This is a genomic window from Sphingomonas sp. CCH9-F2 (genome assembly GCF_001556735.1).
Lineage (GTDB): Bacteria > Pseudomonadota > Alphaproteobacteria > Sphingomonadales > Sphingomonadaceae > Sphingomonas > Sphingomonas ginsenosidimutans.
Genome location: NZ_LSJO01000622.1, coordinates 1 through 433, shown reverse-complemented (window position 1 = coordinate 433; position 433 = coordinate 1). Strand labels below are relative to the sequence as shown.

Sequence of the window (433 nt, the reverse complement as noted above, 5' to 3'; positions counted from 1 at the left end):
CGCTTGCCGGTCGACAGCCGCTGCATCGCGGTCGTCAGGTCCTTGCTGGCGAGCGAGGATGCGTTGGTGGCGCGCAGCGCCGCGGTATTGGAAGCGATAACGGTCATCGTGACCCTCCGTGGTTGTCGCGCCGCCGCCGCCCCCGAGGCGTCGGACCGTCGCTGACACCACAAACGACCATGGTTGATGCGACTTTAGGCCTTTTTTTCAGCTGGGCATGACGAAGCCCCGCCGGCGCGATCGCCGGCGGGGCCGCGTGATGCCGGACCGTCGGGTCCGCGCCGTTACTGGAGCAGCTTGAGCACGCTCTGCTGCGACTGGTTGGCCTGCGCCAGCATCGCGGTCGACGCCTGGCTGAGGATCTGGGCCTTGGCGAGGGCGGTCGTCTCGGTCGAGAAGTCCGCGTCCTCGATGCGGCTGCGCGCGTCGGTCA

At 68.6% G+C, this 433-nt stretch carries 1 protein-coding gene and 1 pseudogene; both read right to left on the bottom strand.

Features of this window, described 5'->3' with window-relative positions:
* A pseudogene (locus AX685_RS21835) lies at positions 1–107 on the bottom strand (flagellin FliC); the annotation flags it as partial.
* A gap of 177 nt (positions 108–284) precedes the next feature.
* On the bottom strand, positions 285–433 hold a 149-nt coding region (locus AX685_RS21245; protein WP_269450505.1), incomplete at its 5' end, for a flagellin.